Origin of the sequence: Pseudomonas mosselii, assembly GCF_019823065.1 — a bacterium.
In the GTDB taxonomy this organism is placed as follows: Bacteria; Pseudomonadota; Gammaproteobacteria; order Pseudomonadales; family Pseudomonadaceae; genus Aquipseudomonas; species Aquipseudomonas mosselii.
Map to the genome: position 1 here is coordinate 4,845,198 of NZ_CP081966.1, position 25,899 is coordinate 4,871,096.

Annotated in this window: 28 protein-coding genes and 1 pseudogene; 1 reads left to right on the top strand and 28 read right to left on the bottom strand. The window is 64.9% G+C overall.

What is annotated here, in order from left to right; genetic code table 11:
• Positions 1 to 23 precede the first annotated feature (23 nt).
• From K5H97_RS22545 to K5H97_RS22675, 28 genes and pseudogenes are all read right to left on the bottom strand, one after another.
• Positions 24 to 1,079: a phage baseplate assembly protein gene (locus K5H97_RS22545; protein WP_028690626.1), complete on the bottom strand. Its 1,056-nt coding sequence runs from the start codon at positions 1,077 to 1,079 to the stop codon at positions 24 to 26.
• A gap of 3 nt (positions 1,080 to 1,082) precedes the next feature.
• Positions 1,083 to 2,384, bottom strand: coding sequence for a DNA circularization protein (locus K5H97_RS22550; protein WP_028690627.1), 1,302 nt, complete (start codon positions 2,382 to 2,384; stop codon positions 1,083 to 1,085).
• The gene (locus tag K5H97_RS22555; protein WP_028690628.1) at positions 2,374 to 4,008 is read right to left on the bottom strand and encodes a phage tail tape measure protein; all 1,635 of its coding nucleotides are present in this window, start codon (positions 4,006 to 4,008) and stop codon (positions 2,374 to 2,376) included. The genes K5H97_RS22550 and K5H97_RS22555 overlap by 11 nt, the downstream gene beginning before the upstream one ends.
• A 130-nt stretch (positions 4,009 to 4,138) precedes the next feature.
• Positions 4,139 to 4,435, bottom strand: a complete 297-nt coding sequence (locus K5H97_RS22560; RefSeq protein ID WP_028690629.1) for a phage tail assembly protein — start codon at positions 4,433 to 4,435, stop codon at positions 4,139 to 4,141.
• Positions 4,432 to 4,779 carry a phage tail tube protein gene (locus K5H97_RS22565; protein ID WP_011535205.1) on the bottom strand — a complete coding sequence of 116 codons (348 nt, stop codon included), beginning with the start codon at positions 4,777 to 4,779 and terminating at the stop codon, positions 4,432 to 4,434. Before K5H97_RS22565 ends, K5H97_RS22560 begins: the two co-directional genes overlap by 4 nt.
• 63 nt (positions 4,780 to 4,842) lie before the next feature.
• Complete coding sequence (locus K5H97_RS22570; protein ID WP_028690630.1) at positions 4,843 to 6,339, bottom strand: phage tail sheath subtilisin-like domain-containing protein; 1,497 nt, start codon at positions 6,337 to 6,339, stop codon at positions 4,843 to 4,845.
• Positions 6,339 to 6,521, bottom strand: coding sequence for a DUF2635 domain-containing protein (locus K5H97_RS22575; RefSeq protein ID WP_028690631.1), 183 nt, complete (start codon positions 6,519 to 6,521; stop codon positions 6,339 to 6,341). The genes K5H97_RS22570 and K5H97_RS22575 overlap by 1 nt, the downstream gene beginning before the upstream one ends.
• The gene (locus K5H97_RS22580; protein WP_028690632.1) at positions 6,518 to 7,105 is read right to left on the bottom strand and encodes a phage tail terminator protein; all 588 of its coding nucleotides are present in this window, start codon (positions 7,103 to 7,105) and stop codon (positions 6,518 to 6,520) included. Before K5H97_RS22580 ends, K5H97_RS22575 begins: the two co-directional genes overlap by 4 nt.
• Before the next feature lie 173 nt (positions 7,106 to 7,278).
• A complete protein-coding gene (locus K5H97_RS22585; RefSeq protein ID WP_028690633.1) occupies positions 7,279 to 8,313 on the bottom strand; it encodes a phage late control D family protein in 1,035 nt (344 codons plus the stop codon).
• A 15-nt stretch (positions 8,314 to 8,328) separates the two neighbouring features.
• Complete coding sequence (locus K5H97_RS22590) at positions 8,329 to 8,535, bottom strand: tail protein X (protein ID WP_028690634.1); 207 nt, start codon at positions 8,533 to 8,535, stop codon at positions 8,329 to 8,331.
• A complete protein-coding gene (locus K5H97_RS22595; RefSeq protein ID WP_028690635.1) occupies positions 8,510 to 9,355 on the bottom strand; it encodes a phage tail protein in 846 nt (281 codons plus the stop codon). Before K5H97_RS22595 ends, K5H97_RS22590 begins: the two co-directional genes overlap by 26 nt.
• 9 nt (positions 9,356 to 9,364) lie before the next feature.
• The gene (locus K5H97_RS22600; RefSeq protein WP_028690636.1) at positions 9,365 to 11,653 is read right to left on the bottom strand and encodes a hypothetical protein; all 2,289 of its coding nucleotides are present in this window, start codon (positions 11,651 to 11,653) and stop codon (positions 9,365 to 9,367) included.
• Positions 11,654 to 11,778: 125 nt separating this feature from the next.
• Positions 11,779 to 12,081: a phage tail assembly protein gene (locus K5H97_RS22605; protein ID WP_028690637.1), complete on the bottom strand. Its 303-nt coding sequence runs from the start codon at positions 12,079 to 12,081 to the stop codon at positions 11,779 to 11,781.
• 12 nt (positions 12,082 to 12,093) lie between these two features.
• Positions 12,094 to 12,603 (bottom strand): phage major tail tube protein, encoded by a 510-nt coding sequence (locus K5H97_RS22610; protein ID WP_023628885.1) that lies wholly within the window; start codon positions 12,601 to 12,603, stop codon positions 12,094 to 12,096.
• 13 nt (positions 12,604 to 12,616) lie between these two features.
• Complete coding sequence (locus K5H97_RS22615) at positions 12,617 to 13,783, bottom strand: phage tail sheath subtilisin-like domain-containing protein (RefSeq protein ID WP_028690638.1); 1,167 nt, start codon at positions 13,781 to 13,783, stop codon at positions 12,617 to 12,619.
• Positions 13,784 to 13,892: 109 nt separating this feature from the next.
• A complete protein-coding gene (locus K5H97_RS22620) occupies positions 13,893 to 14,444 on the bottom strand; it encodes a hypothetical protein (protein WP_051555668.1) in 552 nt (183 codons plus the stop codon).
• 10 nt (positions 14,445 to 14,454) lie between these two features.
• Positions 14,455 to 15,876, bottom strand: coding sequence for a pyocin knob domain-containing protein (locus K5H97_RS30205; RefSeq protein ID WP_428829790.1), 1,422 nt, complete (start codon positions 15,874 to 15,876; stop codon positions 14,455 to 14,457).
• Positions 15,871 to 16,938: pseudogene (locus tag K5H97_RS22625) on the bottom strand (phage tail protein); the annotation flags it as partial. The pseudogene K5H97_RS22625 and the gene K5H97_RS30205, both read right to left, overlap by 6 nt.
• Complete coding sequence (locus tag K5H97_RS22630; protein ID WP_028690639.1) at positions 16,931 to 17,539, bottom strand: phage tail protein I; 609 nt, start codon at positions 17,537 to 17,539, stop codon at positions 16,931 to 16,933. The gene K5H97_RS22630 and the pseudogene K5H97_RS22625, both read right to left, overlap by 8 nt.
• Before the next feature lies 1 nt (position 17,540).
• Positions 17,541 to 18,422, bottom strand: a complete 882-nt coding sequence (locus K5H97_RS22635) for a baseplate assembly protein (protein WP_028690640.1) — start codon at positions 18,420 to 18,422, stop codon at positions 17,541 to 17,543.
• On the bottom strand, positions 18,419 to 18,745 hold the full coding sequence (locus K5H97_RS22640) for a GPW/gp25 family protein (RefSeq protein WP_028690641.1): 327 nt from the start codon (positions 18,743 to 18,745) through the stop codon (positions 18,419 to 18,421). The genes K5H97_RS22635 and K5H97_RS22640 overlap by 4 nt, the downstream gene beginning before the upstream one ends.
• A gap of 103 nt (positions 18,746 to 18,848) precedes the next feature.
• Entirely contained in the window at positions 18,849 to 19,181 is a 333-nt protein-coding gene (locus K5H97_RS22645) for a hypothetical protein (protein ID WP_028690642.1), read from the bottom strand.
• A gap of 248 nt (positions 19,182 to 19,429) precedes the next feature.
• Entirely contained in the window at positions 19,430 to 19,990 is a 561-nt protein-coding gene (locus K5H97_RS22650) for a phage baseplate assembly protein V (RefSeq protein ID WP_028690643.1), read from the bottom strand.
• The gene (locus K5H97_RS22655) at positions 19,987 to 20,484 is read right to left on the bottom strand and encodes a hypothetical protein (RefSeq protein WP_028690644.1); all 498 of its coding nucleotides are present in this window, start codon (positions 20,482 to 20,484) and stop codon (positions 19,987 to 19,989) included. Before K5H97_RS22655 ends, K5H97_RS22650 begins: the two co-directional genes overlap by 4 nt.
• Before the next feature lie 62 nt (positions 20,485 to 20,546).
• Positions 20,547 to 21,377, bottom strand: a complete 831-nt coding sequence (locus K5H97_RS22660) for a putidacin L1 family lectin-like bacteriocin (RefSeq protein ID WP_051555670.1) — start codon at positions 21,375 to 21,377, stop codon at positions 20,547 to 20,549.
• Between the two features lie 10 nt (positions 21,378 to 21,387).
• Entirely contained in the window at positions 21,388 to 21,576 is a 189-nt protein-coding gene (locus tag K5H97_RS22665; RefSeq protein ID WP_028690646.1) for a zinc finger domain-containing protein, read from the bottom strand.
• 25 nt (positions 21,577 to 21,601) lie between these two features.
• The gene (locus K5H97_RS22670) at positions 21,602 to 21,949 is read right to left on the bottom strand and encodes a phage holin family protein (RefSeq protein WP_028690647.1); all 348 of its coding nucleotides are present in this window, start codon (positions 21,947 to 21,949) and stop codon (positions 21,602 to 21,604) included.
• A gap of 463 nt (positions 21,950 to 22,412) precedes the next feature.
• Positions 22,413 to 23,159: a LexA family transcriptional regulator gene (locus tag K5H97_RS22675; protein WP_081791564.1), complete on the bottom strand. Its 747-nt coding sequence runs from the start codon at positions 23,157 to 23,159 to the stop codon at positions 22,413 to 22,415.
• A 152-nt stretch (positions 23,160 to 23,311) separates the two neighbouring features.
• Here K5H97_RS22675 and mutS point away from each other — a divergent pair, with 152 nt between their 5' ends.
• Complete coding sequence (gene mutS, locus K5H97_RS22680; protein ID WP_028690649.1) at positions 23,312 to 25,885, top strand: DNA mismatch repair protein MutS; 2,574 nt, start codon at positions 23,312 to 23,314, stop codon at positions 25,883 to 25,885.
• The last annotated feature ends 14 nt before the right edge of the window (positions 25,886 to 25,899 follow it).

Here is a 25,899-nt window from a genome sequence, read left to right on the forward strand (position 1 = left end):
GGGATGTGCTCTGTCGGGACCGATCAGCCGGCTGCGGCCTCGGGCCGCTGCGGATCGGTCGGGTTGAGTTCGAACTTGGCCGGCGGTGCTACCTCGAGGGTGGTCAGCGAGCCATTGGCATCGAGGTCGTAGGTGACCTTGGCGATCAGCATCCAGCGCTGGAGTCCAATAATCGGGTCGACGACCCACACCAGGGTGTTCTGCCGCCACAGCTCGCCGTTGGACTGCCGCCAGCCCTGCACCTTGTAGGTCGCCTGCCAGGTCTGTGCCTCGCGGCTGCGGGCTTCCCAGTCGACGCGGTGCTGGGCGTCGGTCTCGCTCATCGCACGGCTTTCGTTGATCAGCAGCACCCGTCGGCGCACCGCTGGGTCGAAGGCCGTGGCCTGAACCTCGCAGGCCTTGCGCGCTTCCTCGCCATCCTTGCCCTTGCGCTGGGCGCATACGCGGTATTCGGCGAAACGCTTCTGCTGGCTGAGCGCGGCGCCGCCTGATAGCACGTTGCGGCCCACCTCAAGGGCATCGCAGGCTTGCCCACCGCTGCCCGGACGAATCAGTACCAGCCGTCCTTCGGCGTCGTCGGTGGAATAGGCTGTCTGCACGGTCAGCAGGCGATCCAGTGATTGGAACACCGTCTCGCCCGGTTGGATGGCGTGATGAGCGATCGGCTTGAGTGATCCCAGTTCACTGCGCACACGCACGCCGTAGGGAGCGGCTAGCGCCTGGGCGATCTGCTCCAGGCGCTGTTGGCGCCATTGGCCCGGCTGGTTGATCGCCGAGCACTCGACCAGATCAACGGTCAGCGACTCACCCTGCACCGTCAAGCCTGTCTGCTGGTGGGCATGGTTGATCGGTGTGGCCGAGACCCAGCCGGTCAACACCAGGTCGGACCCGATGCGCAACTCGCAGCGGTCGCCCGCCATGATGCGCACCGCCGCGCCCTGCCCCGGCCATTGCCAGGTGATGCCGAGCTTGAAGCTACGCGCCTGCTGCTCGAAGCCGGCGCTGATGCTGACGCTGGTCCAGCCGCCGTAGTCCAGGCCGTTGACGCTGAGGGTCACGGCATTGCGAGGATCGCCCATGGTTCAGTCCCTCGCCATCTGCAACGGCTGCGACGGCACGAAGCCTGGGTGACGCACCCGATTGCGCTGGACGATCTCGCCGGCCCGGGTGGCGTCAGCGAAACGCCGATAGGCCAGTACCAGCGCCGGCAGCGGCTGCTCGGGCCGCACCGTGACCAGACTTACGCCCGAGGCCGCCACGGCGTCCAGGTGCGCATCCAGTTGCCGACGCAGGTCGCTCAAGGCCTGGTAGTCGACCGCGTCGGCCTTGAGCGCGGCCTGCCAGATCACCTCGTCGAGCAGCTCGCGCAAGGCCCGCACATCGTCGGCCACCGGCACCTGAGCGCGCTCGACCGGTCGCACGCGCTGCACGGCCAGCGGCGGCGTCTCGCGCAGGGATTCGCTGCGCGGGCTCACCGGCATGCGCGCCAACAGCAACGCCAGTTGCACAAGTATCGCCGCCTGTAGCAAATCGCCCAAAGCCTGGGCGGTGAGCTGGGTATCCTTGCCGCCACCCGGCGGCGGAGTGTCTAGCGCGGCCGCCGCTTCGGCCTGTTGCGTGGCGCTGGCCAGCACGCCGCGATAACCACGACCCAGCGCCTGGTTCAAGGCGGCAGCTGGGCTGCCCGGCGCATCGGAGGAGGCACCGCCGAAGCTGCCCAGGCTGCCTTGCAGGTCGCTGAAATAGTTACCTAGCAACGCGCCCAGTGCCCCTGGCGCATTGACCAGCGAATCCACCAACGCGCCGAGGCTGCCGAGCGTCACCAGCAGCGGCTTGAGCTGCTGGTTGACCAGGATGTAGAAACCGGACAGGCGATTGCGCAGGGCCTGCAGGTTGACCCGCGCCCGATCGACCTGGGTCATGGCCGCCTGGAACCGCGCCAAGGCGACTTCAAGCAACGACTGCGAGGCCTGCTCCAGCTGGCGCCGGGTGTTGACCTGGGCACTCGGGTAGGTGAGCGGCGTATTCGGGTGGAACTTCATGACCAGGCTGGCCATCCCGCCCGCCTTGCGCTCATGGCTCAGGGTGCATTCGCCCACTTTGACCTGCAACCGCCCCAACCAGGGGTGCAGCAATTCGCCGCTACCCTTGGCCAGCGCGGCGAGCAGGCGGTCACGTTGGGCGAAGCAGTCCGCGCCGACGATGAAGCCGGTCAGCTCGTGCACCTGGGCCTGGCGGCCAAGACTCTCGAAGTACGCCTGATCGCGCTGCGGGTATTCGTGCAATGCGCCCTTGCGCCCCACCGGCACGCTGGCCTTTTCGACCCAGAACTTGACCCCAGCGAAGCTCGCCGGCAGCAGGCTCTCGGTCCAGTCACGATTCATAGGTACCTCCTTGCGACAGGGAACGCACGCCCACGTTGGAGCGGATGTTCAGCCCGGGTTGATTGCTCTGGCTGGTGACCAGCGCTAGGCCGGGGGGCGGGTTCTCGAAACGCAGCAGCAGGCTGCCGTCGAGGTATGTCCGCCGGGCTTCGGCGGTCTGCTGCACCAGTCCGCTGCCACCTTCGCCAGCCAGCGGACTGCTGAGTGGTGTAGCGCCGACGGGCGCTGCTACGGGCTGCTGGTCGCCTCCCGGCTTGCCGAAAGTATCGAAGACGGCGGAAAACGCGCCGCTGAAGAACGCCCGGATCGGCTCGACAATCGGTGCAAGCTTCGCCCACCAGTCGCCCAGCCAGGCCGCCACCGGAGTCCATTGCTGCAGCCATTCCAGTGGAGAGCCGGTGAACAGATTGGCCAGCGCATCCTGAATCGGCGCCATGCCCTCCAGCAACTGGCCCCACAGTTCGCCGAAGAAACCGCTGACCGTCCCCCAGGCCGTGCTCAGCACCGCTAGAGGCGACCATTCGAATAGCCCGGCGATTGTCGACCAACCTTGCGCCAGCACACCGAGGGCCTGGCCCGCCAGATCACCCAGCCAGCCAACGATGGCGCCCCAGTTGTCGTACAGCAGCACCAGTGGATTCCAGGCCAGCACGGCCTGCAGCCCCTGCCAAGCCAGCGCGAACGCCCACTGTACCCGGCCTGCGAGATCGGCGAACCAGCCCGCGACACTCCCCCAGTTGTTGTACAGCAGTGCCACCGGGCTCCAGGCCAGCACCGCCTTGAGCATGCCCCAGGCGCTTTGCAGGCCCGTCAGGGTCGACGCCCAGAGTTCGCTGAAGAAACCGCTCAGCGCGCTCCAGCCACTCTGCAGCGTCGCCATTGGGTCCCATTGCAAAAGCGCCTCGAACGCCGCCCCCATAGCCTGGAAAACCGCGCCGACACGCTCGCCGACTGCCGCGAAGAAGCCCGAGATCGGCTCCCAGTACGCCACGATCAGCCCCACCGCCAGGGCCACGGCGGAGACCACCAGGCCGATGGGCGTGGCATTGAATGCCAGCAGCGCCAAAGTTGCCGCTACTCGCAGGCCGGTGAAGGCTGCCGCTGCAGCGGCAACGCCCTCGACCAGTTGCGGGTGGGCCACGATCAGGCTGGCCACGCCCTGGATCAGCGGTTTCAAAGCCTGGGCCACCGCCGTGAAGGCCGGCAGCAACGCCAGGCCGAAGGCCAGGGTCACGCCCTTGATCGCCCCTTGCAGCTGCTCGAGGCTTTCCTGGCCTTGCCGCATGCCAGCCTCGGGCAGCATCTGCGCCAGCGCGTCCCGTTGCAGACCGGTGTTCTCCAACGGGTCATCCTTGACCGGCCCGAGTTGCAGGTCGTGCATGTGCTGCTCGAACGCCAGGGCAGCCTTGATGCCACTGACGAACGGTGCCGCAAGGCCCTCCCCCTTGAGCAAGGCGCCAATGTCCAGCTCGCCGAGCTTGCTCTTCTCCAGGGCATCGGAAAGCCCCTCGACCTTGGGTGTCTGGGCCACCACCTGGCTGACCTGCTGGTTGACCTGCACCAGGTTGACCGCCAGGCGCCGGGCGTCGAGCACCAGCGAATTGAGCTGTAGTTGATCTGCCATCATGGTACCTGCTGCATCGCATTGATCCGTTGCGCGTGCTCCAGGGATTCCCGCAGCACGTCCAGGGGCCTGGCCAGAATCCGTTCGGGGTCCACCCGCCAGAACCAGGCCAGGTCGTAGGCGATGGCGATCAGAGCGCCGATGCTGGTGACGCCGCACTCATGAAAAAACCGGCGACGACCCAGCTGGCGGTGTTGAGGTCGGCCAGGTCCATCTGGTTGACCGACGACGGCGGAATGCCGGCACAGACGGCGATGTACTTGGCCGCCACATCCATGTCCAGGCTGACCTCCTCGCTCTTGTCGATGCGGTACGGCAGCGCCTTGATGGCGCGCACTTCCTGCACCGTCGGCCGGCGCAGGGCCAGCTCCTGGAGCACTTCGCCGTGAGCCTCCAGCGGCACGCTGAGCTTGAGTACCTGGGTCATTGCCAGCTCCCCTTGATGCCATCGAACTCCAGAGCCACTTCGGCGTCGTCGCCCTTGCTCACCGGCTCGCCCACCAGGTAGGCACCGGCCAGCACATAGACGCGGCCGTTGCTGAACTCGCAGGTGATGGTCATATCGGTACCGTTGACCAGCTTCTTCAGCGGGAAGTCAGGTGTATGCAGCGCGGTGACCTTCAGCGACGGGCGTCGCTCCTCTTCCTTGTAGTACCCAGGCACCAGAGTGGTGCGGTTCACTTCCATCAGTGGTGCCTCGCAGCCGCCCTTGATGGTCAGTTGGGCACCGTCGACCTTGACGTAGCAGGTGCCCGCAATTTTCTGCCCCATGGCATCTCTCCATAAAAACGGGCCCGCTCAGGGCGGGCCGGGTTGGGTGGTGGTGGACGCGGCTCAGGCGGCGTCTTCGTACTGCAGGCGGAACTGGTTGAGCAGCGCGAACACGCGCAGGCCATTGACGTAATCCGGCGGGAACAGCACGTTGACCCGGCTCGGGTCGGTGCTCGAACGCTCCACCACCAGGTGCTCGGCGAACAGCTCGGCGTTTTCCACCTGCCCTTCCTGTTCGAGCCTGGCGTACTGGGCGATCAACTCGCCACGCAGGGTGCTCGGGGTGACGATCGGCTGGCCGGCGCCGAAGCGGGTGCCGTCGCTGGCCAGCTTGTGACGGCCGTACTTGCTGGTGATCACGCCCTGCAGGCGGCGGATGATGAAGGCCGACTGATGCAGGGTCTCGCTGTCCAGATAGGAGTTGTCCGGCTGACCGTAGGCATTCTTCTGGTAGGTGGTGATCGCCCGCTGGATGCGCAGCGAGCCACCTTCGTAGTACGCCGTGGCGATGCCGTAGCTGAGCAGCGACTGGCGCTCGCTCAAGCTGAAGCGCTCGCTGGCCTGCGCCGGCTCCAGGCCTGGCAGGGTGCCGCTCTGGGTCGGGCGGCTGGCGTCGGCACTGATGAACGCCGCCGAGCGTGCGGCAAAACTGGCCGCGTGCAACCAAACCGGTTGCGGCGCGCCGCGCTCGACCGCCAGTAGGCTGGCGTGCTGGTCGTTGCGCAGTTGGCCGGCGGCCACCAGGGTACCGACGGTGCCCCGCTTGGCGCCATAGACATGGCCATACAACTGACGGCTCCAGGACCAACGACCGGCGCTGTCGTCCATTGCCAGTTTCCAGGCATCCAGGCTGGCGCTGTCGGACCACGGCAGGCAGATAAACTCGAAGGGCTCGTCACCCACTGCTGCCAGGGCCTGGACCTGATCTGGCACGCCGGCGCCGCCGGCGAATACGGTGACGGTCAACACCAGGCCGGCCGGGGTCTGCTCGCCGTTGCTCAGGCCAAGACGGTTGAGCTGCAGGGCGATGTCGTTACCGCTGTCTCCGGTCCACTTGCAGCTCAGGCTCAGCACGCCGGCGCTGGCCACGGCGGTCACCGGTAGATCGGGGCTGGCGTTGATCTTCAGCGCCAGGGCGCTGGCCACCTGGGCGGCGGTGCTGCCCAGGAGCACACCGGCCTGGATCCGAACGCCGCCCACGTAGAGGTTGACCAGTCCCGCCTCGGTGGCACTGCCTTCGACCTTGACCTCGGCCTTGGCCACTGCACCTTCGCTGTTGCGCAGCGGCAGGCACCAGATCTCGCCCAGCGGGTCGGCCTTGCGCCAGGTCTCGTACATGGCCGCCAGCATCGAACCCTGGCCGCCGATCTGCTTGGCCACCGCCAGGCTTGGTACAAGTACTAGCTTGCCGGCCTGCTCGGCGCCGACGTTATCGTTGACCTGGGCGACGATGAGCCGACGCAGGTTGGAAGAGGCACTGTTGGCCACCGAGTTGTCCATCTCGGCGTAGAACAGCGGAACACGGATGTCCGCGGGGATGTTGCTGAATCCGACCGACATTATTTCGCTCCCTGAGATTTGACCGCCTCGGCGGCCTTGAGGATCACATCGCCATCCGCCAGGCGGCGGCGCCACCAGACGGTGTCCGGCACATCGCGGCCCTCGGCGGGCAGCAGGTCGCCGGATTGCGGATCCGGCACCGCCCGGCCAGTGGCCGGGATCACGGTGATGCGTGCTGTCATGGGTTGAAGGTTCCTTGGAAAGTCATTTCGATGCGCCCGTCGGGGCCTGGCTGACGCAGGTTCGGGTCCGCCGGATCGATGGCGTCGACCCGTACGGTGACGCCGGACAACGGCGGCAGCTGGTCGAGCTGGCGTTCATGCCAGGTCTCGGCGGGCTCGCTGGCCCGACTGCGGCCGAGCTGCAGCGGGGCGATGAAACGATGGCGATACAGCACACGGCGCGTGTCGCAGCGCAGCAATTCGCCACCGGCGTATTCCACCGGCTCGCGGCCGGGGGCGGGTCTCCAACCGACCAGCGCCAACCACAGCTCGGCGCGCAGGTTGTCGAGCCGTTCGAGGGCCGAGGCGGTTCCCTGCGCGCTGCTGTCGAGCAGCAACAGCACCTCGAAGCGCTCGCGCAGGTTCTGCCGCGTGGCGTTCTGCAGGTCGTTGCGGTCGGCCTCTTCGCCAGTCAGCAGCAGGCAGGCGGTCGGCTGGGGTTTTGGCGCGAGGTTGTCGATCGCCGCCAGGTCGAGGCCGACCACGGCGGTGTCGCCCAAGCTTGGGCAAAGCGCCAGTTGGGCGCTGAGTAGACTGGGTTTCATGGAGGCTCCGGATTCGGATGGGCTGCGCAACAAGACTCAGGCGCAGCATCGGAGCGGGCTTGGCCCGCGACGCCGTCGTCGCGGTGCATGGCACCAGACTTGCCGGTGTTCGGGGGGCAAGCCCGCTGCTACGCTCAACGCGTCATGCCTTGCCCGCACCAGTGAAAGGCGCGCTAGGCTTTCACCGCGCCTGCTCGGCGCGGTGCCGGCCCCTTGACCTTGGCCTTGCCTTGCTTGCCACCATTGCACTGCACCGTGGTGCGCCAACCGCTGCTGGTGAACACCTGCTCGACCGACTCCACCAGGTAGGGTCCGTCGAGCCCGGCGAGAAAGCCGCTGATCTCGATGCCGCGCTCGGCGAACAGGTCGGTGCGCCCGGGCATGTCCAGGCGCACGCTGGCGGTGTCGCGGTTGAAGCTGGCCAGCCGGGCGCGGGCTGCCTGCTCCGCCGCCGCGCGGTTGGGGTACAGGTGGCGGTCGGTGTAGACCGGCTGCAGGCCGTCCGGCGCATCGTCATTGACCAGTTCCACCGCCTGCAGGCGCCCGCTGGCGCTGTCCTGGTGGCGGGTCCTGACGGCCTTGTGGGTACTCTTGTCAGCCAGGCGAAACTGCCACTGGCTGACCTCGTTGCGGGCAATGCCGATCACCCCTAGGGGCTTGCCGCTGGCACTCTGACCGCCCTGGCGCGGCAGCACCAGCAGCTGACCGTTGGCGAGCTTGGCGGTGCAGTCGTGCAGGCGCGCCAGGCGGGTGATGAAGTTGAAGTCCGACTCGCTGTACTGGTCGACCCGCGGCACCTGCACGGCCACCGGGCACACCGCCTGCCAGCCATTGCGGGCACCGATCTCGGCGACGATGCGCTGCAGCGTCGCGTTCTCCCAGCTGCCGCTGCGGATGGTCTTGCCGCTGCCACGCAGGTCGCTGGCCTTGCCGCGGATCACCAGGGTGTCCGGCGGTCCGGACAGCTCGACCTCGTCCACGGTGTAGCGGCCCAGGCGGTTCAATGGCTGCCCGGCGTAACCCAGGTGCACTTCGAGCATTGCGCCCCTGGCTGGCAAGGCCAGGACGCCGTCCCGCGCATCGAGGCGCAGTTCGAACTCATCGGACTCCAGGCCCGGCTTGTCGGTGGTGCGCAGCAGCAGCAAACGGTCGTTGATCAGGGTGGTAATATCGTTGCCATCGGCGGTGATACGAAATTGGGGTTGCACGATTGAGGCTCCAGATCAGTCCCACAGTTGCACGGTATCGCTCGTCGTCATCGGCAGTTCGGGCAACAGGATCCTCACCCCGGCGCGAAACGGCTGCGCCTCGTCCGCCAGCCCCTGGTTGGCATCCAGCACGGCCTCGACCGTACCGGCCAAGTGGCCGTAGTAGTGCTGGCAGAGCGTATCGAGCAGGTCGCCCTCAGACGTTGTGCAGGTCTTGGCCATAGCTCACGAACTCCAGTGAAAACCCTTGTTTGCGCGGAATGCCGCCGGCCAGCAGGACGCTCTGCTCCTCCTCGATGCTGGTCAGGCACCAGGTGCCGAGCACCTCGCCGTAACCGGTGGTCAATGACAGCGGCAGCAGCTGGCGGCCGATGCTGCGCAGCGTCTGCAACTGGCCCAGGCCGCCCTTGAACCCGGGGAAGATTGCGCCACGGATGTTGATGCTCTCCTCACCCAGGCTGACCGCCTGCTGGGCGTTCGCGCGGCTCAGGCGCTCCTGCCCGGCCCAGCGAAAGCGCGTCTGTCGGCGCAGCTGGTCGAAGGCGGCGGTGTCCAGGTTGAAGTAGTACGGCGCCGCGCCCGCCTTGAGCGGTTGCAGCACCAGCAAGTGCGGGAACGGCTTGACCGCTTCGGCGGCCGGCGTCGCCTCGGGCGCGAAACCCAGCGTCGACAGCACGCCATTGACGGTCGAGCGCACCTCCCCCACCACACGGCGAATCGCCGCACCGGCCTTGGCGGCATGGGCGGCGAAGCCGTCGATGCGATCACGCACCTGGCGCACCACCGCCACCGCCTGGTCGTACTTGGCCACCACCTTGGCAACCCGGGCCTGGGCGTTGGTGATTGCGCGCATGGTGCGCTGCAGCTTGGCCCCGATGATCGGGCCGACCACCGGCAAGCCTTCCAGCTCACCCACCGCGCCCTGTATATGGACGATCGCGTCGTTCATCGGATCGAGCATGGCGTCGGCACGCCGACGCCCTGCCTCTCCCGCCTTGACCAGGGCGTGCAGCGTGGCTTGCAGCTGCTCCAGATAGGTCATGGATCCTCCTTAAAGTGCGATATGTGGGGTGTCGGCCAACTGCGCGGAACGGGCCTGGCGCATGAGTTCCTCGAGCTGGCGACGGGCGATGGCCTCCAGCTGTTGCAACACCGAAGGGTCATCGAGGCTGTTGCTGAACGTGACCGGCATGTTGGCGGTGAAGGTGAATTGCTGGTTGATCGGCGCGGGCGGGACCGCTGGCGTGGCCGTCGCTACCGGTGGCGCGGGTAGCGGCGGCTGTGGCGCAGGGCTATCCATTACCCGTGCTGCCTCACCCAGGCCCGGCTTGGCGGCGAGCTCTTCCTTGCCCGAACCTAGCGCCTTGCCCAGCCAGCCACCGATGCTTTCACCACCCATGCTGCCCAGCACGCCACCGATCAGGCCGCCGATCGCGGTGCCGATCACCGGCACCACCGAACCGATGGCGGCACCTGCCGCAGCACCGGCCAAACCGCCTCCGAGGCCACCGACGGCGGTGCCATATCCCTCGAGTTTCTGCTCGGGGGGGGCGTCGCTGTTGTAGGTCTCGGCAAGTTGCAGGCCGGTGTCGAGCAAGTTGGCACCAGGAATGCGCCTGAACACTCGCCTTGCCACCGAGGCGCCGGCATTGCCGGCCACCGCCCTGCCCACCTGGCCCGTGAATGCAGTACTGGCGAGTCCGGCTGCGCTGGCTGCCGATGCGGCGGCTGGCGGTCTGTCCTGGACAGCTTCCTGGGCCTCGAAGAAGGCCGCCTCGTCCTCGGCTTCGTCGACCTCTTCTTCCTCCTCCTCTTCCTCCGGCTCCTCGGCATCGTCACCCGCTTTCGGCATGCGAGCGGCAGGAGTCTTTGCCTTGTCGGCAGGAGCGTCGTTGGCGGTGGGCTTGTCGGAGAACAATCCATGGAGCGTCTTGCCAGCCAGGCCGCCGAGACCTTCACCGATCATTTCGCCAATCTCACCGCCGTACTTCTGGATCCGCTTGTTCTTGGTCACACCTCCGAGCAGTTCCGCCCCAAAGCTTCCCAGTACACTGCCAAAAGCGGCGCCTACCGCCTCGGCCTGGTCCTCGCTCTTGTCCTTGAGCACGGCCAGGCCAAGCTTTGTGACGCCCTTGGCGGCGGCCTTGCCACCGTTCTCCCTGAGACCGCTGGTGATCTCGCTGCGTCGGTCGGGAGATTGCCCTTGGTAGGTCCGCGCGCCCCAGGCGGCAAACGCGGTACCGCCCAGTGCGCCTGCCGCGATCAATCCGCCCTTCACGATCTCCCGAGCGCCATTGGCGGGCCCTTCGGGGGGGCGTTCTTGCGTTGCAGCAGCGCTCTCGGGTGCGGCGCTTTGGGTCTGCTCTGACGGCGTGGCGGTCCCCTCGGGTGCATCGACAGAACGTTGAGCTGAAGCGTCAGCCGCGGCCTTGTCCTTGCCTGGTGCATCGTTGGCGGCGGGCGTATCGGAGAACCAGCCGAAGACTTTTTTGCCAAAAAATCCGCCGACACCTTCGCCGATCATTTCGCCGATCTCACCACCGTACTTCTGGATCTGCTTGTTCTTGGTCAGGCCGCCCAGGAGCTCCGCTCCCAGGTTGCCGAGTACGCCTCCAAGCGCTGCGCCTGCGGCCTCGGCCTTGTCCTCGCCCTTGTCCTTGAGCATGACCAAGCCAAGCTTGGTGAGGCCCTTGGCGGCAGCCTTGCCACCGTTCTCCTTCAAGCCCTTGGTGATCTCGCTTTGTCTTTCGGACGTTCGGCTTTGATAATACGAACGTGCTCCCCAGGCAGTGCCAGCGGCTACAGCGACAGTACCGGCACCGACCGCTCCAGCCTTGAGCACCGCCAAACCCGCATTCGCCGACTCCAGAGGCACACGCCCCTGCTCCGCGCTGCGCGCCTCGGGCGGATCACCCCGGGCCGGCCGTGGCGCGGGACTCGTCCCCTCCAGCAAGGCCGCCTTGCGCAGCTCCAACGTCGGGGCTGGTGACTCCTTGGCGGTGGGCGCGCTCGAGGCCACCGCCATCGCACGCAGTTCCAGCGGCTTGCGCCCAAGTGACAGGTAAAGCCTGCGCAAGCGCTCGACCTCGTTCCCCTCACGGCGTAATCGGTCGATCTGCGCCTTATGTGTCCATGCCTGGTCGTTATCCAGCTGCCTTTCGGCCTGGCCCACCTTGTCCAGCTCGAGCCCCAGGCGGATGACCTCGCCGATCAACCGCCCGAGCCGGGTACCGTCCGCTTGCCTGCGCAGGCGCTCGACCTGGCCACGCAAGCTGTCGACGGACCTGCCCAATGCCTGGTCGCTGGTGACGCCGAGGGTGAACACCTGTGTGTTCGCCATGGCTTGCTCCTTGTCACTCCGCCAGCCACCAGACCATGTCGCTGTACGACATGGTCATGATTTCGCTGGCGGAAAAGTTCAGCTCCTTGGCCAGCCGCCTGGCGGCGGCCTTCTGCCGGGCAGGGTCAAACCTCGTCGTCCTGCACCAGGCGAAAATAGCCAGTCTGCAGGCGGCTGTAGTCCTTCAGGGCCAGGCCCTCGAGGTCCTTGACGCCAACCTCGGCGAGCGAGGCGAACAGGTTCAGTTCGCGCTGCTCGTCATCGCCCACGCCACCGGCCTGGGCATTGCGGATGTCACGCACGGTCGGTGCGCGCAGCGACAGGCTGTCGACCTGCACACCGTTGGCCTCGCTGGGGCGCGACAGGCGCACGGTCACGCGCTCGGCGTCGACGGTCAGCCATTGCGGCAATTTTTTTGCTTGAGCCATCGAGCGTTCTCCTTAAAGACCCAGGGCGGCGCGCTGGGCGGCCAGTTGGTCGACGCCGTCGATCACCCGCTTCATGCCCAGGGCGTCGATTTCGTAGACCAGGCGGCCATCGACTTCGAGCTTGTAGTAGGTGACGGCGACGCTGTGCTTGATCTCGGCCTTGTCGCCGGACTTCCAGTCCCCCATGTCGATCTCTTTCAGCGAGCCGCGTAGGGTGACGATGACCGGGTTGATCTTGCCCTTCAGGCCCTTGAAGGCGCCGCGGAAGGTGCCGTTGAAGGCGGTGCCGTCGGCCAGGCCGAAGAACTTCAGCGACTCGCGGCGCACGCCGGTGGTGGTGAAGGCGGCTTCCTGCTTCTCCATGCCCTGGTCCATCTCGACCGGCATGTCCATGCCGCCGGGGCGGTGCTCTTCCATCTTCAGGGTGAGCTTGGGCAGGGTCAGGCTGGGCACGTCGCCCTGGAAGCTGACGCCATCGACGAACAGGTTCAGGTTGGCCAGTGTTTCGGGAATCATTGCCATGCGGATGCGCTCCTTAAGCGGCGGAATCGAGGACTTCGGTCAGCCACTGGTTGGTGACTTCGACGCGGAAATTGGGGTTTTCGGCAGGCGGCACATCGGTGAAGCGGATGTTCCAGTACACCTTGCCCTGCTCCAGTTGGCTGGCGGTGTTCAGTTCCGGATCGGCGAAGACCTCGAAGTTGATGATCGCGCCCTGGTTCTTCAGGTCGCGCATGAAGGCCTGCAGGCCTTCGGTGACGTCCTTGACGTAGGTGGCGGTGATGGAGCGGTCGACGGCCCACTTGTGGCCGTAGAGGATCGCGTCCATGACAATGTCCATGGTCCGTACGCGGGTGACGAAAGCCCATTTCGGGTCGCTCGACAGGGTGCGGTTGCCCCACAGGCGGAAGCCGTCGTCGCGGATGATGGTGGCGATGTTGGCGTTGTTCAGCTGGTTGGCGCGGCAGGTGTCGTCGCCATCGAGGAACTCCACGGCGCGGGTGGTGCCGGTGATGCCGACGAACTCCTTGTTCGAAGGCGAAGCCCAGAAGCCGTACTCGCGGTCGGTGAAGGCGAACAGGCCGGCGACCCAGGCCGACCCCGGCGCGTCGACGGTGGCCTCTTCGGCGTTGTCCCAGTAGCGCACGCCCGGATCGACCAGGAAGGCGCGCTTGGCACCGAAGTTCTTGGCGTAGGCGATGGCCGCTTCATCGGTGGTGTTGGGGCCGTCGATGATGGCGATGGCGCGCAGCTTGTCGGCCAGGGCCACCAGGGCGGTGCCGACGGCTTGGGTGGCACTGTGCTTGGGGGTGACCAGCAGACGTGGCTGGGCATTGAAACGGCTCTTGCCGTCGAGCAGCGCCTGCAGGCCGGTGCGCTTGCCGTCGGCCAGCACGTTGCCGATGATCGCCGAGGTCTGCTCGGCGGCATCTTCGAGCTTGGCCACGCCGCAGGCGACGATGACCGCCTTGGCGCGGCTGTAGATGGCGCGGCAGGCCTTGGTGATCGCCGCGTCCTGGCCGAACGCCGCGACCGCTTCGCGCTCGCTGGTGATCAGGATAAGGTCATTGGCCTTGGCGGTGACGCCCGGGCCTTCGGTGAAGGTGTCGACCAGGCCGATGATCGAGGACGACGGCAGCGCGATGCTGCGGGCGCCGGTGTCGACGTTGGTCACGGTGACGCCGTGGAAGAATCCACTCATGTAGGTTTACTCCAGGTTCAGATATGAAAAAGCCCCGCGGGTGCGGGGCCTGGAAGGGGGGCAGGATGAACAACGCCCCGAATATGTGGGGCCTCCTGAAAGGCAGAAGTTACTTGGCTTTAGAACTGGTGATTAGTTCGATCTCTCGCACCAAAGACTGATAGCGTTCGAATCGGGCTTCGCCATCGGCAATATCCAGTTCATGCTTGCGCATGCGCAGTACCGCTAGAGCCTCCTGGTCCATCCGTTGTTGCTCAGCCTGCTGAATGATGAGGTCAGCAGCCTCGGTGCAGCTCAGGCCTGCGGAGTCCGCGTAACTCTTGATCCAGATGCCGGCATCGCCTTGATAGCCGGCATCCTTGTATTGCCGGGCAGCATTTTCACGGGAAAGATACTCTTTTTCGAAGCGGCTCCAGTTGGCATAGATGGCTGCCACTTGCTCATCGATCAATACTTGCAATTCTAAGGAGGAGGGCCAAGTCTTCGGCCGCTCCCGGATCGAAGGTGGAAAAACATCGAAGTCAAGAATTTTATAATCTGACTGGGCCTTAAGAAGCTCCTCGTAAACTTCCCTGGACACCGCCTTAGCCGCTCCTGGAATACTATGGTGAACTTCATCGTTATAGAACGTGCGTTCTCCTTGCACTACAAAAATTGTCATCAACCTTTCCTCAAAATCCAATCGCTCGCCACTGTACAATGCGTGAGTTGGCAAGATTGGTGTCGCAAAACGCCTGCCCCTCAAATCCCACAATACTAGGGATACCGATACTTACCGACTGTCTATCCTGACGGTAAGAGGACACCTTGTCGTAATCGTCAATGGATACGCCAATGCTAGCGACTACCGATAAACAGGTATTTGGAAACCTTAGTGGGAACACCGTGTCAATTGCGGTCGTTGAGATGTTTACGGGTAGCACGATTCGCCCCCATTGTTCGATGAAACCGTTGGGATTCTTCGCCCAGCCGACTACCGCTTTGAGAGAGGCATAATCTGGCAAGTTGGAAAGCCCACCAGAGATAACCGTGTAGATATTGTCTGCTACACACATCAGCATGACCGGTAGCTCGTTGGAGCGGATGGTGATTGTGTCGTACTGCCTGGATCCGATGCTGATGTACCCACCAGCAGCTACTGGTTTCTTTATGGTCACCGTCCCGTCACCATCGCCCACGGAAATCGTGAAGACCGAACCGGTTGCAATTCCCGAGGACGGTAACTGGAGACTGCCACTCCAAACCCCGACACCTCCCATGTAGGTCAAGCGCCCAACATGTTCGGCCGTCAGCGTCGCTCCCACCAACGCAGATACGATTTTTGAAGAAAATGCCAGCCCGATCTCCCTAGCGAACTCTGTGGTGGCCAGTCGGCTCGAACTGTCACCTCGCCCGACTGTTGGCGCACTTGGACTGCCAGTCAGTAAGGGACTATCCGTGGTTGCTAGTACACGCCATGAAGACCATTTCTGCTCATCAGACATGACCCGGATTGCGCGCTGGACCGGATCAGGTCCCAATCCGGACTGTCCAGATGTCAATGTCTGGGTCAGGTAGTTCTTTTCATTAAGGCCATCCACGACCAGTGAAAAACGCCGTGCTCCAGTCGTCCAACCTGTCGGGAGATTCAAAACTCCAGACATGGGAGTAATATAGTTCCCAGGGACTGTGTAATTATTCAGGTCTGCTTCAGTACTGAAAACACCTATTCCGATACCGTAATCACCAGAGCGAACCAGACGCCCTGCTGTGCGATCCGTCACCGATTGCAGCTTGGGCGTATTCCCACTGTGCCAGACCTCCTGCCATGGCAACCATGTGCCGAGTGTATTTCGAGTTCGGATGAACGTTGCCGGTGCGTCCGTACTTACCAGAGAATCCCAGATCTGAGTTGCGGCGTTCGCCGTTCCACGTTCCATATGCAACAAGGAGGCATTGGGGATCGGCTGACCAGCCCCACCTGCGAGATACCCTACAGGCCATACCGGGTGCGTCCCCTCGTTGCCGCTGATCATGTAGAAGCCATTAATGTTCAGCGTGTCTATATTGCCCGCATAGGGAGTGCAGGTCCCGCCCACGCCGAACTGTGCCATGGCACCACGTACGAATGCCGTCGTGGCAATTGAAGTGTCGTTATCGGTGACAGCTGGAGTGGGTGCCTTCGGATCCCCTGTGAATACAGGGCTGGCCAACGGCGCTTTGAGCGCCAGCGCAGTATCCACCTGGCCCTTGGTATAGACATCGGTCAATCCATATCCAGCTACCGTGGTCGGGTTGGTCGCGGCAATCACTCGTCCGTACTTGTCTACCGTGACACTACGGTAGGTTCCTGCCGACACTCCGCTACGGCCAAAAGCCATTTCATAACCCTGGGCACTGACACCCAGGTTGATCGGTCCATCGCTGACCAACTGCCAAGCACTGTCACCGTTGACCGTGCCCTTCTCGACCAGCACCAGCAGGCCAGGCGTGACCTTGGCATCGCTGTCGGCATCGCTGCTGCGCGTCCATGCGCCTGCGGCCGCCAGGTAGAGACCATTGTCCTTGGCCGCCGTCTGGTCCTTGACCAGCACCCGGGTCCCCGCCTGCAATGCAACTCCATCGACGGTCTGCAATCCGCTCAGGGTAATGGCGGCTGTGGTCGCGACCTGCACCGAATGCTTGAAATCCTGCCGCGCCAGTTCCTCGGTGACCCACTCACGAGTGGCCAGGACCACCGCCGGATCGATCTTCAGTTGCACGTTACTGGCACTGCTGACGATCAGGTTCATGCGCACCACCTGGGTGCGCCCCGAGCCCTGGCTGAGCAACGGTTTGTAGGTCGGCGCGCAGTTGGCCACGGCGACCATGTCGCCATCGGCGTCGTACAGCGCGATCTCGCGGATCCACTTGCCGCCGACATCCGCCGGGATGACCTGCTCGGCGACGATGATCGCGCTGTTCTTGTCGTCCACCTTCAGCTGGTTCAGCGGCGCCCGGCGCCATTCGTTGATCAGGCTGGTCTGGGTGGCGTTGGGGGTGGGGTCGGTGCCGTTGGCGTCGCCCACGCCCATCTGGGTGATTTTCCACGGGATGCCCAAGGCATCCGCGTTGGCCTGTTTCGCCGCGCCCACGTTGGTGAGGATGGCGTAGAACTGGGAATTCTGGTCAACCATGTGCAATGTCCAAGGTATCGATTGTGTGTTCCCGGCCGCCGCGACCAATGGCGCCACTGACGATCAGGTCAGGAGGTGCCGGCGGGTAGACGTCGAGTTCGTCGCCGTCCTGCAGCGCGCAGCCGAAATAGAGACCGCCACGGCTTTCGAGACTGATCGCCAGACCGGTCATGTGGCGGCTGACCGGCCGGGCGTCGTCGATCAGCGACGACAGTTCGTTGTAGGTTTCCTCGCTGATGCCGGTGTCGGTCACCCCGACCTTCAGGGCAAACGTGCCCGGTACGCCGGCAGGCTGGGTCTGCCACCATTCCTGCACCTCGATGAGGTAGCCGAATGGCTCGACCACCCGCCGGAGAGCGCCGAGGGTGCCCTTGTGGGCATGGACGAAGAACGCCGAGCGGATCACCGAGCGCTTGATCGCCTCGCTCCAGCTGTCGTCCCAGCGGTCCACCGACCAGGCCCAGGCCAGCTGGTAGAGCAGGTGCGCCGGGCAGGTGTCGGGGTTGTAGAGGGTGCGCAACGTGACCTTGAGGTCCTCGTCGGCCGCCACCTCGATGGCCCGCTCCAGCGGCGTGCGGTTGAGCGGCAGAAGGCTCTGCATATCAACCTCCCCGCCGCAGTACGATGCCGGTGCACCAGGCGGCCTGGGCCTTGCTCGGGCGAATGTCGCTCCAACCGACCAGCTCGACACGGCTTACGCCATCAATGTGCAACTGCGCATCGATCCCGGAGCGGGCGACCTCGACGCCCAGGCGTCGGCGTGGATTGACCCAGGCCTGGAGACGGCGCCGGCATTCGCTGAGGATCGCCTCGAACTCCGGGCCGTTGTCGGCCATGTGCAGCACTGCCTCGACGCGGTACGGCAGCACCTCGGCGCTGCGCACATTGACCCGGTCGGCGACCGGGCGAATATCGTCGTCGTTGAGGTAGGCGTTTACCTGCGCCAGCAGCTCGGGGCTGGCCACGCCGTCGTTGTCCAGGCTAAGCACAGTAACGTCCACCACCGCCGGCGACGGGCTTTCGGCGGTCGCGTCGGCGACCCGCCCCGAAGCGTTGCGGGCATGGAGGATGTAGCTGTTACGCGGACCGGCGGTGGTCAGCCCTTCGTAGACCAGTTGCACCCGTTCGCGCAGGGCGTCGTCGGATTCGAGCACGGCCTCGGTCGGTGGAATCGTGCCCGGGTCCGCCGCCTGGATCACCAGGCGTTGCAGGCTGACGTTGGCCGCCAGCTGATCCAGATCGCTGCCCTGGGCATAGGCCAGTAGCAGCGCCTTGGCCGCGTCATTGATCCGTGCCCGGTTGAGCAGTTTGCGGTACGCGCCGACCTCGAGCAGCTTGGTCACCGGGTCGCTTTCCAGGTTGGCGGTCCAGCCGTCGCCCAGCTGGGCACGGAAGCTGGCCAAGTCCTCCTGGTACAGCACCTCGAAATCGAGGTCTTCAAGCAGTTGCGGAGCGGGCAGTTTCGACAGGTCGACCTGGCTCATACCGTCACCTCCACCAGGGCGTCATCCCCCAGGTAACGACCGCTCAAGGCCAGGCTGACCTGGCCATCGAGCACCGCGACGACCTTGACCCGCTCCAGCTTCAGCCGCGGCTCCCAGCGCCCCAGGGCCCTGGCCACCTCGGCCTGCACCGCACTCTTCCAGCCTTCGTTGACCGGCAGGTCGACGTAACGGCGCAGCTGGCTGCCGTACTCCGGACGCATGCGCCGGCTGCCCAACGGCGTGGTGAGAATGTCCTCGATGGATTGACGCAGGTGGGCCACGCCCGACAGGGGCTGGCCGGTGCGGCGGTCCATGCCGATCATGGGGCACCTCCTGGAATTGAGGCTCCAGGTAGCCTGTTCGGATAGCGCATGGTTATCACCTGGCAGGCAGGAAAGGGTTGCCCGGACAAGCCGGACAGCCGTTTCAGGAGACGAAGTCGTAGGTCAGGGCGATGGCCGCCGTGGCGTTGTTGGCGACGGTCCACAGGCCGTAACCCGCCGGGATGAACAGCTGATAAGGCAGGGTGTACTGCGAATCAATGCCGCCGTTGATCCCGCCCATGATGGCGTGGACGCTCATGTCACCGAGGTAGGCCGGCGCCTTCGGGCCGGTGTACAGGTTGAGGATGCCGCCGCCGGTGCACAGGGTGGCAGTGCGCAGGTACACGCCATCCTTGTTATCCGCGGCGCTGAAGACCTGGCTGACGGCGGTTGGGTGGGCGTTGAAGAAATGCTTGCCGACTTTTACTGCTTCCATGTTGCTTTACCTTTTGAGTCGAAATGATGGGTCGCGGCACATGCCGCGCTCATGTCGCTCAATGGCGATCTTGCTGGGCTCAAGGCCTTAGGCTCTGTACGAAATGTATCTGCACTCGCCCATACTGCGTTGAAACGGGGCTCGGAATGCTCATGTACTCCAGTACAGTCGGGCGCGACCCCGGCCGTTCCGCCCCCCGTTTCGCCTTGTCTGGCCTTCGCGCAGACACATTTCGTACAGGCCTTGGTTCAGTGCTTGTGGTTGGCGGTGTTGCCGGCCGTGTCGATGATCCGGCCACCGCCGTTGATGTCGCCGCTGACCGTCAGCGGGCCGTTGATGGCAACCTTGCCGGTCAGGGTGATCGACGCGGCGTCGAGAGTGATGGCGTTGTCGCTGACCACCAGGGTGCTGGCGCCGACCTTGACCGTGGCCTGGCCGCTGGGCAGCTGGATGTCATAGCGTTTGGCCTGCCAGTCGTAGGCCAGTGAGCCGCCATCGTCGAAGCGCCAGACCTCGACATGGTCGCGGTTGTCCGGCGCCGTCCCGGCATTGCCGTACAACCCCGCGACGAAGGTGCCCAAGGCCGGTTCGCCGCTGGGGCTGATCAACACGCCCTGCTCGTCCAGGCTCGGTGCCCGCCAATGGCGGGCCTTGCCGGCAGCCTGGGCATGCCAGCGCACCCAGGCGCTGGTCCAGCCGCCGCCGTCGGACACCCGTACCCGGGCCGCGGCCAGGTCCACCGCCACTACCCGGCAGGGAATCACCAGGCTGGCCAGCATGCGATCGTGCATGGCGCTGGCGTAGCTCATGCCAGGTCCTCCGGTGACAGGTACTTGTCCTGGTTGCCGGGCCCGGTGTCCGGCGCGAAGCCCAGCATCAGGCTGCCCGCCGGCTGGTCGGGCCAGGGCCACTGGACACTGCCCAGCAGGACCGGTTGCTCCCATTGCACCCGCCAGGAAGTGCCCTCGGCTTCGGCGAGGATGTCCCGTGCGCCCTCGACGTAATCAAGCCCCCAGGACTGCTGGCGCAGCACATCGATCAGCTGCGCCGCCAGCACGCCGGCCTGCGTCCGTGCCTGCGCGGGGGTGCCCTGGGCGGTGACGCGGGCCTCGAAGGTCGCCATCAGCAATGAGCGACCGTCACGCAGCGCCTCGTCGCCACGCATGCGCAACACGCCATGGACCAAGGCCGGCAAGGCTGGTTCGAGCGTGACGTCGCCCTCCGTGGCGACCGTGGCGAAGGCCGGCAACGTCGCCCGCAGGGTGGAGGTGACGGCCGCGTACAACTGGGCCAGTTCGCTCATGCTTGTGCTCCTTGAACGCTCGGTTCGACGAAGGCCGGGCCCGTTAAGGCCCGGCGCCCGACTCAGAAGTGCCAGGTCCAGATGTCGATCGGCTTCTGGTCAGGGTTGATCTTGCGGATATGGCGATAGGTCGGCTGGAAGCCGAAGCGCGCCCATACCGGTTTCTCGTCGAGGATGGCGATGCTGCCGTTGGCCTGCAGGCGCAGCACAGCGCTGGCATGGCCGCCGGTATGCGAGTGCCACAGCACCGCATTGCCGGCACCGTAGACCACCAGGTTGCCGTCACCCTGGAACACCGCGCGCACGGCGCCCTTGCCTTGAGTGCCGGCGTTCCAGGTGGCCGCGCCGTTCGGGCCATAGGCCACGAGATTACCGTCACCCTGGAACACCAGCTTGCTGGCGCCCGCGCCGTACACCACGCCCTGTACCAGCTCGGAGCCAGGTGCCAGCAGCAGCGAGTCGATCGCGCCAGGCACCAACGGGATGGCCGGCGTGCCGTTCCACAGCGCCAGCGAGTCGACCAGCACGATATTGCCGTCGTCTTGCAGTACCAGGTGGGTACGGTTCCACTGGTCGTTGCTGGTGAAGGTGCTGTTGTCAGTCAGCCACACCCGGCGTCGCGAGTAGTCGTCGAGGAACGCGCCGTACTGAACGTAGAAGGCCAGCGGGGCCTTCTTGTTGCGCAAGGGGATAGTCGAGCTGAAAGGTTGCTGTTCATTGGCGCCCCAGACGGTGGCGCCGTTGTCCTGGATCACCAAATTGCCATCGCCCTGCAGCAGCAGCTTGAAGCGCTGATTGGGCGACAACAGGTACTGGCCCGCCGACAGGGTCTGGTAAGCGGGCAGCACCGAAGTGCCGACGCCGTTGAAAGGAATGCGGGTACGACCTGCCATGGTGTTTCTCCTACTGGATCGATTGAAGGGGAGCTGGACTCTGCGGCCCGTCCTGATCGCTCGTCGGCACGTTGTCGAGGCCCGTGGCCTTCATGTGGTTCAAGGTCGCGCAACGCGAGCACTTGATCTGGACCACCGCCGCCCCGCCGATGCGGGCCAGCAAGCGGTTGCATTTACCGCAGCGAAACTCGTTGAACATTCGCTTTTCTTCCTTGTTGCCACGTTCATTCTTCGTCCTGGCGTACAGCCGCGGGCTGTTCGTCCAACCCCAGCCGCCGAGCGGCCCAGCGCTCGTAAAGGCCGATGGCCACGTCGGCGCCGGCCATGGCGGTAAGGCAGCCAAAAGCGCTGGCACTCCAGATCGACATGCCGCTGGCGTACAGCAGCATGACCGTCGACACCCCGCAGACCATGCAGGCCCCCGAGCGCAGCGCCAGCCGCCTGAGCAGCCCCCAGCCGCGGGCGCCGGCCTTGTCGGCGCGCCACATCTCGCCGGAAAGTCCGCCCAGCAATGCCAGGAGGATCACCAGCCAGAGCGGCATCTCCAGCAACGTCTGTTGCTCGTTCGTCACGTTCCTGTCTCCTGTGTGTTTGCCCGCCGGCGACAGGCCGGCGGATCGTGATTGGCTTGACTCGGCATTCCAAAAAGCCCGCTATGCAGGCTTTTCAGTAATGCGCGGTGTAACCGTCGGCCACGACTGGTGACGCCGTACGGTTGCGCTTCAAATTGGTGACTCCGACCGCGGCCGCCTGCCCGCCGGATAACTGATCGTGGTGCTTTACGCTGCACACCCGGGCCAGTTGCCAACCCTCTGAACAGTCGAGGCCTGTTCATCGCTGCCTGTATCTCAACCGGTTTGCGTCCGGCTTGGGATACATATTATGCACTCATGCATATGCAGTCAATGCACAAACTCAAATTTTTATGCATCAGCTTTTGCTCCTATGCATGGAGGCCTGATCCGACGTGGATGTAGGGGGGTTCTGAGGACGAAAAAAAACCCGCCGAGGCGGGTTTCTATCGAGGCGCGGGGATCAACGGGCGTACATGCCCCACCAGAAAACGTGACCGAGGAGGCTGATCTGTTCTTCCTGCATCTGCTGGAAGCTGTAGTCCTCGTCGGGGTGCTCATCGCGGTTGAAGCTGCGCAGGCGGATGCCGGTGGGCAGACGGTACACTTGTTTCACCCGCAGCTGGCCATTGTGGTTGATGGCATAAAGGTCACCGTCGATGATGTCGCCGATGGTGCTTTTACCGGTATTGACCCCGACCGTGGCGCCATCGCGCAGCACCGGCAGCATGCTGTTGCCACGTACCGTCACGCACTTGGCGTTGTCGAACTGCACGCCATTGTGGCGCAGGCTGCGTTTGCCGAAGCGCAAGCGAGCGTTCTCGCTTTCCTCGATGACGAATCTTCCTGATCCTGCTGCCAACTCGACCTCACGAAGAAAAGGAACGGAGACCTCGTCATCCTCGACGGGGGTTTCATCGTCCCACAGGCTGATATCGCTCAGGGCCGCGTGGCCCTGGGCGAGCGGGACCGCGTCACGGGATTCGCCGAGTTCGACACGGCCGCGCAACTGGTCGGTGCTCACGCCGAAGTACTCGGCGATCTTCGAGACGTGCTTGTCCGAAGGATCGACGATCTTCTCGCTGAGGATCCGCGACAGGGTGGATTGAGGCACGCCCGTGCGCCGATGCAGCTCTGTAGGGGACAGGCCGTGGCGGGCGAGCAGTTCTCTGAGTACGGAGGCTACGTTGCGTTTTTGCATAATGCGCATAATGCAACCGTGGAAGCGAAAATGCAATGGGCCCTGCAACAGGCAACCTGCGCAGATTTACCCCACCCCATCCGACCTGCGTCGACCGGAAAAAGCCTGTACCATTAGCGGTTTCGAAATTTGCCACCAGACCACCCGCTGTAAGGCCCTGAATGTCTGATCTCTCCGCACACACCCCGATGATGCAGCAGTACTGGAAGCTGAAAAACCAGCACCCGGACCAGCTGATGTTCTACCGCATGGGCGATTTCTACGAGATCTTCTACGAAGATGCGAAGAAAGCCGCGAAACTGCTGGATATCACCCTGACCGCCCGCGGGCAGTCGGCGGGCCAGTCGATTCCCATGTGCGGGATTCCGTTCCACTCGCTGGAAGGCTACCTGGCCAAGCTGGTCAAGCTCGGCGAATCGGTGGTGATCTGCGAGCAGATCGGCGACCCGGCCACCAGCAAGGGCCCGGTGGAGCGCCAGGTGGTGCGCATCATCACCCCGGGCACGATCAGCGACGAGGCCTTGCTCGACGAGCGCCGCGACAACCTGATCGCCGCCCTGCTGGGTGACGAGCGCCTGTTCGGCCTGGCGGTGCTGGACATCACCAGCGGCAACTTCACCGTGCAGGAGATCAAGGGCTGGGAGAACCTGCTGGCCGAACTCGAGCGTATCAACCCGGTGGAACTGCTGATCCCCGACGACTGGCCGCAGGGCTTGCCGGCCGAGAAGCGCCCCGGCGCCCGCCGCCGCGCACCGTGGGACTTCGACCGCGACACGGCGCGTAAAAGCCTCTGCCAGCAGTTCGCCACCCAGGACCTCAAGGGCTTTGGCTGCGACAAGCTGACCCTGGCCATCGGCGCCGCCGGCTGCCTGCTGGCCTACGCCAAGGAAACCCAGCGCACCGCCCTGCCCCACTTGCGCAGCCTGCGCCACGAGCGCATGGACGACACGGTCATCCTCGATGCCGCCAGCCGCCGCAACCTGGAGCTGGACATCAACCTGGCCGGTGGCCGTGACAACACCCTGCAATCGGTCATCGACCGTTGCCAGACCGCCATGGCCAGCCGACTGCTGACCCGCTGGCTGAACCGTCCGCTGCGCGACCTGAAGGTGCTAAAGGCCCGTCAGGATTCGATCCGCTGCCTGCTCGACGGCTACCGTTTCGAGAAGCTGCAGCCGCAGCTCAAGGAAATCGGCGACATCGAGCGGATCCTCGCGCGGATCGGCCTGCGCAACGCCCGTCCCCGTGACCTGGCACGCCTGCGCGATGCCCTCGGCGCCCTGCCGGAGCTGCAGAACGCCATGGCCGAGCTGGAAGCGCCGCACCTGGCGCGCCTGGCCGCGATCACCGGCACCTACCCGGAGCTGGCCGGCCTGCTGGAGCGGGCGATCATCGACAACCCGCCGGCGGTGATCCGTGACGGTGGCGTGCTCAAGACCGGCTACGACAGCGAGCTGGACGAGCTGCTGGCGATCAGCGAGAACGCCGGCCAGTTCCTGATCGACCTGGAAGCCCGCGAGAAGGCCCGCACGGGCCTGGCCAACCTCAAGGTCGGCTACAACCGCGTGCACGGCTACTTCATCGAGCTGCCGACCAAGCAGGCCGAGCAGGCGCCGGTCGATTACATCCGCCGGCAGACGCTCAAGGGCGCCGAACGCTTCATCACCCCCGAGCTCAAGGCGTTCGAGGACAAGGCGTTGTCAGCCAAGAGCCGCGCCCTGGCCCGCGAGAAGATGCTCTACGACGCCCTGCTCGAAACCCTGATCGAGCACCTGGCGCCGTTGCAGGACAGCGCCGCCGCGCTGGCCGAACTGGATGTGCTGAGCAACCTGGCCGAGCGCGCCCTGAACCTGGACCTGAACTGCCCAAGCTTCGTCGACGAGCCGTGCCTGCGCATCGAGCAGGGTCGTCACCCGGTGGTCGAGCAGGTACTGACCACGCCGTTCGTGGCCAACGACCTCGGGCTGGACAACAGCACCCGTATGCTGATCATCACCGGCCCGAACATGGGCGGTAAGTCCACCTACATGCGCCAGACCGCCCTGATCGTGCTGATGGCCCATATCGGCAGCTTCGTCCCGGCCGCCGCCTGCGAACTGTCGCCGGTCGACCGCATTTTCACCCGTATCGGCTCCAGCGACGACCTTGCCGGCGGGCGTTCGACCTTCATGGTCGAGATGAGCGAGACTGCCAACATCCTGCACAATGCCACCGACCGCAGCCTGGTGCTGATGGACGAGGTCGGCCGCGGCACCAGCACCTTCGATGGCCTGTCGCTGGCCTGGGCCGCCGCCGAGCGCCTGGCCCAGCTGCGCGCCTACACGCTGTTTGCCACCCACTACTTCGAACTCACCGTGTTGCCGGACAGCGAACCACTGGTGGCCAACGTGCACCTGAACGCCACCGAACACAACGAACGCATCGTGTTCCTGCACCACGTCCTGCCGGGGCCGGCGAGCCAGAGCTACGGCCTGGCCGTGGCACAACTGGCGGGCGTGCCGGCGGCGGTGATCCAGCGCGCCCGCGAGCATCTGGGCCGGCTGGAGACTGCCAGCCTGCCCCACGAGGCGCCAGTCATGCCGGCCCGCGACAACATGCCTCACGTGCCGCACCAGAGCGACCTGTTCGCCAGCCTGCCACACCCGGCCATCGAGAAGCTGGGCAAGCTGGACCTGGACGACATGACGCCGCGCCAAGCTATCGAAATGCTATATCAACTGAAAAACCTGTTATAACGGCCCACCGCGCA

What these genes read in the sequence shown, in the direction of transcription:
- K5H97_RS22560 (WP_028690629.1), bottom strand. Translation starts at nt 4,435, where the DNA reads ATGACCCAGGTACTCAAGCTCAGCGTGCCGCTGGAGGCTCACGGCGAA.
- K5H97_RS22675 (WP_081791564.1), bottom strand. Translation starts at nt 23,159, where the DNA reads ATGCGCATTATGCAAAAACGCAACGTAGCCTCCGTACTCAGAGAACTG.
- K5H97_RS30205 (WP_428829790.1), bottom strand. Translation starts at nt 15,876, where the DNA reads ATGGCACAGTTCGGCGTGGGCGGGACCTGCACTCCCTATGCGGGCAAT.
- K5H97_RS22650 (WP_028690643.1), bottom strand. Translation starts at nt 19,990, where the DNA reads ATGAGCTACGCCAGCGCCATGCACGATCGCATGCTGGCCAGCCTGGTG.
- K5H97_RS22545 (WP_028690626.1), bottom strand. Translation starts at nt 1,079, where the DNA reads ATGGGCGATCCTCGCAATGCCGTGACCCTCAGCGTCAACGGCCTGGAC.
- K5H97_RS22575 (WP_028690631.1), bottom strand. Translation starts at nt 6,521, where the DNA reads ATGACAGCACGCATCACCGTGATCCCGGCCACTGGCCGGGCGGTGCCG.
- K5H97_RS22590 (WP_028690634.1), bottom strand. Translation starts at nt 8,535, where the DNA reads ATGGCCAAGACCTGCACAACGTCTGAGGGCGACCTGCTCGATACGCTC.
- K5H97_RS22605 (WP_028690637.1), bottom strand. Translation starts at nt 12,081, where the DNA reads ATGGCTCAAGCAAAAAAATTGCCGCAATGGCTGACCGTCGACGCCGAG.
- K5H97_RS22640 (WP_028690641.1), bottom strand. Translation starts at nt 18,745, where the DNA reads ATGATCGGCATGGACCGCCGCACCGGCCAGCCCCTGTCGGGCGTGGCC.
- K5H97_RS22660 (WP_051555670.1), bottom strand. Translation starts at nt 21,377, where the DNA reads ATGGCAGGTCGTACCCGCATTCCTTTCAACGGCGTCGGCACTTCGGTG.
- K5H97_RS22645 (WP_028690642.1), bottom strand. Translation starts at nt 19,181, where the DNA reads ATGGAAGCAGTAAAAGTCGGCAAGCATTTCTTCAACGCCCACCCAACC.
- mutS (WP_028690649.1), top strand. Translation starts at nt 23,312, where the DNA reads ATGTCTGATCTCTCCGCACACACCCCGATGATGCAGCAGTACTGGAAG.
- K5H97_RS22565 (WP_011535205.1), bottom strand. Translation starts at nt 4,779, where the DNA reads ATGGGGCAGAAAATTGCGGGCACCTGCTACGTCAAGGTCGACGGTGCC.
- K5H97_RS22570 (WP_028690630.1), bottom strand. Translation starts at nt 6,339, where the DNA reads ATGTCGGTCGGATTCAGCAACATCCCCGCGGACATCCGTGTTCCGCTG.
- K5H97_RS22610 (WP_023628885.1), bottom strand. Translation starts at nt 12,603, where the DNA reads ATGGCAATGATTCCCGAAACACTGGCCAACCTGAACCTGTTCGTCGAT.
- K5H97_RS22600 (WP_028690636.1), bottom strand. Translation starts at nt 11,653, where the DNA reads ATGGCGAACACACAGGTGTTCACCCTCGGCGTCACCAGCGACCAGGCA.
- K5H97_RS22665 (WP_028690646.1), bottom strand. Translation starts at nt 21,576, where the DNA reads ATGTTCAACGAGTTTCGCTGCGGTAAATGCAACCGCTTGCTGGCCCGC.
- K5H97_RS22595 (WP_028690635.1), bottom strand. Translation starts at nt 9,355, where the DNA reads ATGACCTATCTGGAGCAGCTGCAAGCCACGCTGCACGCCCTGGTCAAG.
- K5H97_RS22550 (WP_028690627.1), bottom strand. Translation starts at nt 2,384, where the DNA reads ATGAATCGTGACTGGACCGAGAGCCTGCTGCCGGCGAGCTTCGCTGGG.
- K5H97_RS22630 (WP_028690639.1), bottom strand. Translation starts at nt 17,539, where the DNA reads ATGCAGAGCCTTCTGCCGCTCAACCGCACGCCGCTGGAGCGGGCCATC.
- K5H97_RS22555 (WP_028690628.1), bottom strand. Translation starts at nt 4,008, where the DNA reads ATGGCAGATCAACTACAGCTCAATTCGCTGGTGCTCGACGCCCGGCGC.
- K5H97_RS22615 (WP_028690638.1), bottom strand. Translation starts at nt 13,783, where the DNA reads ATGAGTGGATTCTTCCACGGCGTCACCGTGACCAACGTCGACACCGGC.
- K5H97_RS22580 (WP_028690632.1), bottom strand. Translation starts at nt 7,105, where the DNA reads ATGAAACCCAGTCTACTCAGCGCCCAACTGGCGCTTTGCCCAAGCTTG.
- K5H97_RS22635 (WP_028690640.1), bottom strand. Translation starts at nt 18,422, where the DNA reads ATGAGCCAGGTCGACCTGTCGAAACTGCCCGCTCCGCAACTGCTTGAA.
- K5H97_RS22655 (WP_028690644.1), bottom strand. Translation starts at nt 20,484, where the DNA reads ATGAGCGAACTGGCCCAGTTGTACGCGGCCGTCACCTCCACCCTGCGG.
- K5H97_RS22620 (WP_051555668.1), bottom strand. Translation starts at nt 14,444, where the DNA reads ATGACAATTTTTGTAGTGCAAGGAGAACGCACGTTCTATAACGATGAA.